The following is a 6,000-nucleotide window of genomic DNA, read 5'->3' on the forward strand; positions in this document are numbered from 1 at the left end:
AGTTCAGAACTATAAAAATGAACAACAACCAAGAAAGTAGGTAAATATAGATGACTTATGTAAATGTAATCGGTGCAGGTTTAGCAGGTAGTGAAGCTGCATGGCAAATCGCGAAACGCGGAATCCAAGTAAAACTTTATGAAATGCGCCCAGTAAAACAAACACCGGCTCACCATACAGATAAATTTGCGGAGTTAGTATGTTCAAACTCACTAAGAGCAAATAATTTAACAAATGCAGTAGGCGTAATTAAAGAAGAAATGCGTCAATTAGATTCAATTATTATTGAAGCGGCAGATGCTTGTTCAGTACCAGCAGGTGGCGCTTTAGCAGTTGACCGTCATGAATTCGCTGGATACATCACTGAAAAAGTTAAAAATCATCCACTTGTAGAAGTCATTCATGAAGAAGTGACTGAAATTCCAAAAGACGGCATTACAATTATTGCGACTGGCCCATTAACTTCACCAGATTTAGCAAAAGCAATCCAAGAAGCAACTGGTTTAGACTACCTTTACTTCTATGATGCAGCAGCTCCAATCATCGAAAAAGATAGCATCGACATGGATAAAGTGTACTTAAAATCTCGCTATGATAAAGGCGAAGCTGCATATTTAAACTGTCCGATGAATGAAGAGGAGTTTAACGCATTCCAACAAGCACTTGTAGAAGCAGAAGTAGCACCTCTTAAAGAATTCGAAAAAGAGAAATATTTCGAAGGTTGTATGCCGATTGAAGTAATGGCAAGTCGTGGACCGAAAACAATGTTATTCGGACCGATGAAACCAGTTGGATTAGAAGATCCTAAAACAGGTAAGCGTCCACATGCAGTCGTACAATTACGTCAAGATGATGCGGCTGGAACACTTTATAACTTAGTAGGATTCCAAACGCATTTAAAATGGGGCGAGCAAAAACGCGTCTTCCAAATGATCCCTGGTCTTGAAAACGTAGAAATCGTACGATACGGTGTAATGCATAGAAATACATTTATCAACTCACCAAAAGTTTTAGCACCAACATACCAATTGAAAACACAACCGAATGTATTCTTCGCTGGTCAAATGACAGGAGTAGAAGGTTATGTTGAATCTGCAGGTAGTGGTTTAGTTGCTGGTATTAATGCAGCACAAATGGCAATGGAGAAAGATCTTAAAATCTTCCCAGCAGAAACTGCATTAGGAAGTATGGCTAGATATATTACAGAAGCTGACTCAAAACACTTCCAACCGATGAACGTAAACTTCGGATTATTCCCTGCACTTGATGTAAAACTTAAATCAAAACAAGAGCGTGGAGAAAAACAAGCAGAAAGAGCATTAAAAGCGATTTCTGAATATATTACTACCGAAAAATTGTAAAAACGTCCTCTTTAGGTGGACAATTGTACGTAAGAGAAAAAGTTTGATAAAGCCGAGCAAAGTTGTTATACTTTGTAAGGCTTTTTTTATCGCGACTTTTTTAGAGTGTTGTACTTTTTTCAGTAGTGAATTATAGTACAGAAAGAAGTAAATGCCGTAAATCTACAGAAAATTAGCATAGTGAATGTATTTTGAAGTGCTTTGACTTTCAATTATTTTTTTATCATGAGAAGATAGTGTTGAAGATGTTGATAAAGAGGTGTCCGAAATGCACATCAATCAAAATGAAGCACTCCAACAATTTATTACATATGTTCAGTTGGAGAAAAACTATTCGGTTCTAACGACAGCTGCCTACGAGCAAGATTTGAAAGAATTTTTCGCATTTTTAAGCGAAGAAGGAATCGATCGACTTGAGGAAGTAGAGTACTTGCACGCTCGACTGTACGTTACGAAATTATATAATGAGCAAAAGGCAAGGGCGACAATCTCACGAAAGATTTCGTCTATTCGTTCGTTCTTCCGTTTTTTAAATAGGGATTTTGAGTTAGACGATGCTCCTTTTCAAGCGTTGTATCATCCGAAAAAGGAAAGTAGACTACCTCGTTTTTTCTATGAGGAAGAATTGAAAGTGCTTTTTGAAGCAAATAAAGGGGAAACACCTAAAGAGATACGAGAACTCGCATTATTAGAACTTTTATATGCGACAGGCATACGTGTTAGTGAATTAGTATCGATTGAGTTAAAAGACGTCGATTTCTCACTGAGTATAATACGCGTAATGGGGAAAGGGAGAAAAGAACGATATGTTCCATTTGGACAATTCGCCCATGAAGCGATGGAACTGTATGTGAATGAAGCGCGTCCTATTTTAATGAAGAAACAGCAGCATGAAACGCTGTTTGTGAATATGAAGGGATTGCCTTTAACCGCACGGGGTGTTCGATATATTTTGAATGATGTTGTTGAGAAAAGTGATTTAACTGCGAAAATTCATCCGCATATGATTCGCCATACTTTTGCGACACATTTATTAAATAACGGGGCAGATCTTCGCACAGTCCAAGAACTACTTGGCCATGCGAGTTTGTCATCAACCCAAGTGTACACACATATTACAAATGAACATCTTCGAAAGACATATATGAATGCTCATCCGAGAGCATAAAATCAAATAGGAGTGTGAAAATAGTATGGAATTACATGCGACAACGATATTCGCTGTTCAACATAAAGGACAAAGTGCTATGGCTGGTGACGGTCAAGTAACGCTAGGAAATTCGGTTGTAATGAAACATACTGCAAAAAAAGTACGTCGATTATTCAATGGTCAAGTATTAGCTGGTTTTGCAGGATCTGTAGCCGATGCATTCACACTTTTTGAAATGTTTGAAGGAAAATTAATTGAATATAATGGGAATTTACAACGTGCTGCCGTAGAAGTTGCAAAACAATGGCGTGGCGATAAAATGTTGCAAAAACTAGAAGCTTTACTTTTAGTAATGAATAAAGAAACACTTCTATTAGTATCAGGCTCTGGGGAAGTAATTGAACCAGATGATGGTATTTTAGCAATTGGTTCAGGTGGGAATTATGCACTTTCTGCAGGTCGTGCGCTGAAACAATATTCTGGCGATCAAATGACTGCAAAAGAAATTGCAGAAGCTTCATTAAATGTTGCAGCTGATATTTGTGTATTTACAAATCATAATATTATCGTGGAGGACTTAGACGTATGAAACAACAAACACCAAAACAAATGACTGAGTATCTAAATCGCTATATTGTGGGTCAAATGAATGCGAAGAAATCTGTTGCAGTTGCTTTGAGAAATCGTCATCGTCGACAATTGCTTTCTGAAGAAATGCGAGAAGAAGTAATTCCGAAAAATATTTTAATGATCGGACCAACAGGTGTAGGTAAAACTGAAATTGCACGAAGAATTGCAAAATTGGTAAAAGCACCATTTTTGAAAATTGAAGCAACTAAGTTTACGGAAGTTGGTTACGTAGGCCGCGATGTGGAATCGATGGTTCGTGACCTTGTAGAAGTGGCGATTCGACTTGTAAAAGAAGAAAAGCGCGCAGAAGTGAAGGTTGAAGCTGAAATTTTAGCGAATGAAAAAATCGTTAAACTATTAGTTCCAAGCTTGAAAAAGAAAAAACAAGCAACTTCTGCTAACCCTTTTGAAATGCTATTCGGTGGTCAACAACCGCAAGAGGAAACGACTGAAGAAGATCCGCAAATTCGTGTGAAACGCTCACAAGTTGCTGAAGATTTAAAAGCAGGTAAGCTGGAAGACGAAATCGTGACGATCGAATTAACTGAGCAAGCGTCGAATATGCTTGGCGCTATGCCGGGAATGCCTGGCATGGATATGGGCGGTAACAATATTGGTGATATGTTATCGAATATGATGCCGAGTCAAAAGAAAAAGCGCAAAGTTAATGTAACGGAAGCGCGTCGTTTATTAACGATTGAAGAGGCGAATCAATTGATTGATGAAGACGAAGTATCTGCTGAAGCAGTGCATCGTGCAGAACAATCAGGCATTATTTTCATTGATGAAATTGATAAAATTGCAGTCAAAGGAAATAGTGGTGGAGGACCTGGTGTATCGCGTGAAGGTGTACAACGTGATATACTTCCAATCGTTGAAGGTTCTACAGTAAATACGAAATACGGCAGTGTGCGTACGGACTTCATGTTGTTTATCGCAGCTGGAGCATTCCATATGTCTAAACCGTCGGACTTAATCCCTGAGCTTCAAGGACGATTCCCGATTCGTGTAGAATTAGAAAAATTAACGAAAGAAGATTTTGTTCGAATTTTAAAAGAACCAGATCATTCGTTAATTACGCAATACAAGGCACTTTTAGAAACTGAAGGTGTTGAAATTGACTTTACAGAAGAAGCAATCGATAAACTTGCTGAAATTGCCTATAAAGTCAATCAAGAAACTGATAATATTGGTGCGCGTAGATTGCATACCATTTTAGAAAAACTACTGGAAGACCTGTCATTCGAAGCTTCAGATATCGCCCCAGCACATATCGACATCACGCCGTTATACGTGGAGCAAAAGCTTGGCGAGATTGCTGAGGACAAAGATTTGTCAGAGTTTATTTTATAGTTTATAATGTGAATTATACAAACAATTAAAAAACTTTTGAATATTCCGTAAATAGCGGTCAATTCATGGGAGGAAATATATAAATGAAATTATTAGCAAAAATCCGTAAAATTAACTCGATGTTACAAGCGTCAGCAGGTAAGGCAGTTAATTTTAAAGAAATGGCAACTACGTTAGGTACTGTTATTGAAAGTAACGTATTCATCGTAAGCCGCAAAGGTAAATTACTAGGAATCGAATTAAATCAACAAATCGAGAATGAACGTACTGCAAAAATGTTTGAAGAACGTCAATTCCCAGAAGAATACACAAAAAATCTTTATGATTTCACTGAAACAGTATCGAATATCGGTGTAGATGACGAACATACCGCATTCCCAGTTGAAAACAGCGACCTTTACAAAAATGGTCTTACGACAATCGTTCCAATCAATGGTGGTGGCGAACGTCTAGGTACTTTAATCCTTGCACGTATCGACAACCGCTTTGAAGATGAAGATTTAATCCTTGCTGAATACGGCGCTACTGTAGTAGGTATGGAAATTCTTCGTGAAAAAGCTGAAGAAATCGAAGAAGAAGCACGTTCAAAAGCTGTTGTTCAAATGGCAATCAATTCATTATCTTATTCTGAGTTAGAAGCAATTGAACATATCTTTGAAGAATTAGATGGTTCTGAAGGTTTACTAGTAGCTTCTAAAATCGCTGATCGCGTTGGAATCACACGTTCAGTAATCGTTAACGCTCTACGTAAATTAGAATCAGCTGGTGTAATTGAATCTCGTTCTTTAGGAATGAAAGGTACTTACATCAAAGTTCTTAACAGCAAGTTCCTAACTGCTTTAGCTGAAATTAAAATGCGCTAATTAAATGTAAAGACCTAATCGATCTTATTCGATTAGGTCTTTTTTATATTGTGTTAAGTTAATCGTTAGAAATAATATTCAGTAAAATAATGTCTGTAAACTAATGCTTTCTCATTAAAAATCGGTTCTATTATATATGTTGGGGTATTAAAACAATTCACGTTGTAACTTTCAGAAAGAACGAATGCTTTCCGCCGACAAGTGCCGCACTATTTCTTTCCACTTTAGGTGGAAATAAACGAAAAGTAAATCACGCTTGTCCATATGCAAGGGTACAGCAAGGTTTGAAGAGAAAGTAAGCGCACCACCACTTTCTCCCGAAAACCTGAAGTATCCCATAGCATATAGCGTGATTTTGCTAGAAAGAGAAAGGATTGCTTCTCACTTGTTTTTCGGCAGGAGTCCTCGTTATTTCTTTCAATGTTGATCTATGTGAAAAATGGCAAAAAAAAGCACAGTTTCACCAATTCCTTTATACTTAAAATGCTGAATAATAAGCGAAAGAAAGGTGAGCTATGCTATATGAAGTCTATCATGAATATGCCAGGTTTAAAAGATGTTTTAATCACAAAAATTGAAGAAATTGAGGGAAAGTATGCCCTTTATATTGAGTTACCTAAGGTTCCCCATACTTGTCCATCTT

5 protein-coding genes are annotated in these 6,000 nt (G+C 37.4%); all 5 read left to right on the plus strand.

Features of this window, described 5'->3' with window-relative positions; genetic code table 11:
- Nucleotides 1-50 precede the first annotated feature (50 nt).
- On the plus strand, nucleotides 51-1,361 hold the full coding sequence (gene trmFO, locus DF281_RS05400) for an FADH(2)-oxidizing methylenetetrahydrofolate--tRNA-(uracil(54)-C(5))-methyltransferase TrmFO (RefSeq protein WP_109349229.1): 1,311 nt from the start codon (nucleotides 51-53) through the stop codon (nucleotides 1,359-1,361).
- Between the two features lie 268 nt (nucleotides 1,362-1,629).
- On the plus strand, nucleotides 1,630-2,529 hold the full coding sequence (gene xerC, locus DF281_RS05405) for a tyrosine recombinase XerC (protein ID WP_109349230.1): 900 nt from the start codon (nucleotides 1,630-1,632) through the stop codon (nucleotides 2,527-2,529).
- A gap of 25 nt (nucleotides 2,530-2,554) precedes the next feature.
- On the plus strand, nucleotides 2,555-3,100 hold the full coding sequence (hslV, locus tag DF281_RS05410; RefSeq protein WP_109349231.1) for an ATP-dependent protease subunit HslV: 546 nt from the start codon (nucleotides 2,555-2,557) through the stop codon (nucleotides 3,098-3,100).
- A complete protein-coding gene (hslU, locus tag DF281_RS05415) occupies nucleotides 3,097-4,494 on the plus strand; it encodes an ATP-dependent protease ATPase subunit HslU (protein WP_109349232.1) in 1,398 nt (465 codons plus the stop codon). The genes hslV and hslU overlap by 4 nt, the downstream gene beginning before the upstream one ends.
- 83 nt (nucleotides 4,495-4,577) lie before the next feature.
- Nucleotides 4,578-5,357, plus strand: coding sequence for a GTP-sensing pleiotropic transcriptional regulator CodY (codY, locus tag DF281_RS05420; RefSeq protein WP_109349233.1), 780 nt, complete (start codon nucleotides 4,578-4,580; stop codon nucleotides 5,355-5,357).
- The last annotated feature ends 643 nt before the right edge of the window (nucleotides 5,358-6,000 follow it).

The sequence above is a fragment of the Kurthia zopfii genome, assembly GCF_003143955.1.
In the GTDB taxonomy this organism is placed as follows: domain Bacteria; phylum Bacillota; class Bacilli; order Bacillales_A; family Planococcaceae; genus Kurthia; species Kurthia zopfii.

Coding starts and splice junctions, on each gene's coding strand:
- trmFO (WP_109349229.1), top strand. CDS start 51: ATGACTTATGTAAATGTAATCGGTGCAGGTTTAGCAGGTAGTGAAGCT.
- xerC (WP_109349230.1), top strand. CDS start 1,630: ATGCACATCAATCAAAATGAAGCACTCCAACAATTTATTACATATGTT.
- hslV (WP_109349231.1), top strand. CDS start 2,555: ATGGAATTACATGCGACAACGATATTCGCTGTTCAACATAAAGGACAA.
- hslU (WP_109349232.1), top strand. CDS start 3,097: ATGAAACAACAAACACCAAAACAAATGACTGAGTATCTAAATCGCTAT.
- codY (WP_109349233.1), top strand. CDS start 4,578: ATGAAATTATTAGCAAAAATCCGTAAAATTAACTCGATGTTACAAGCG.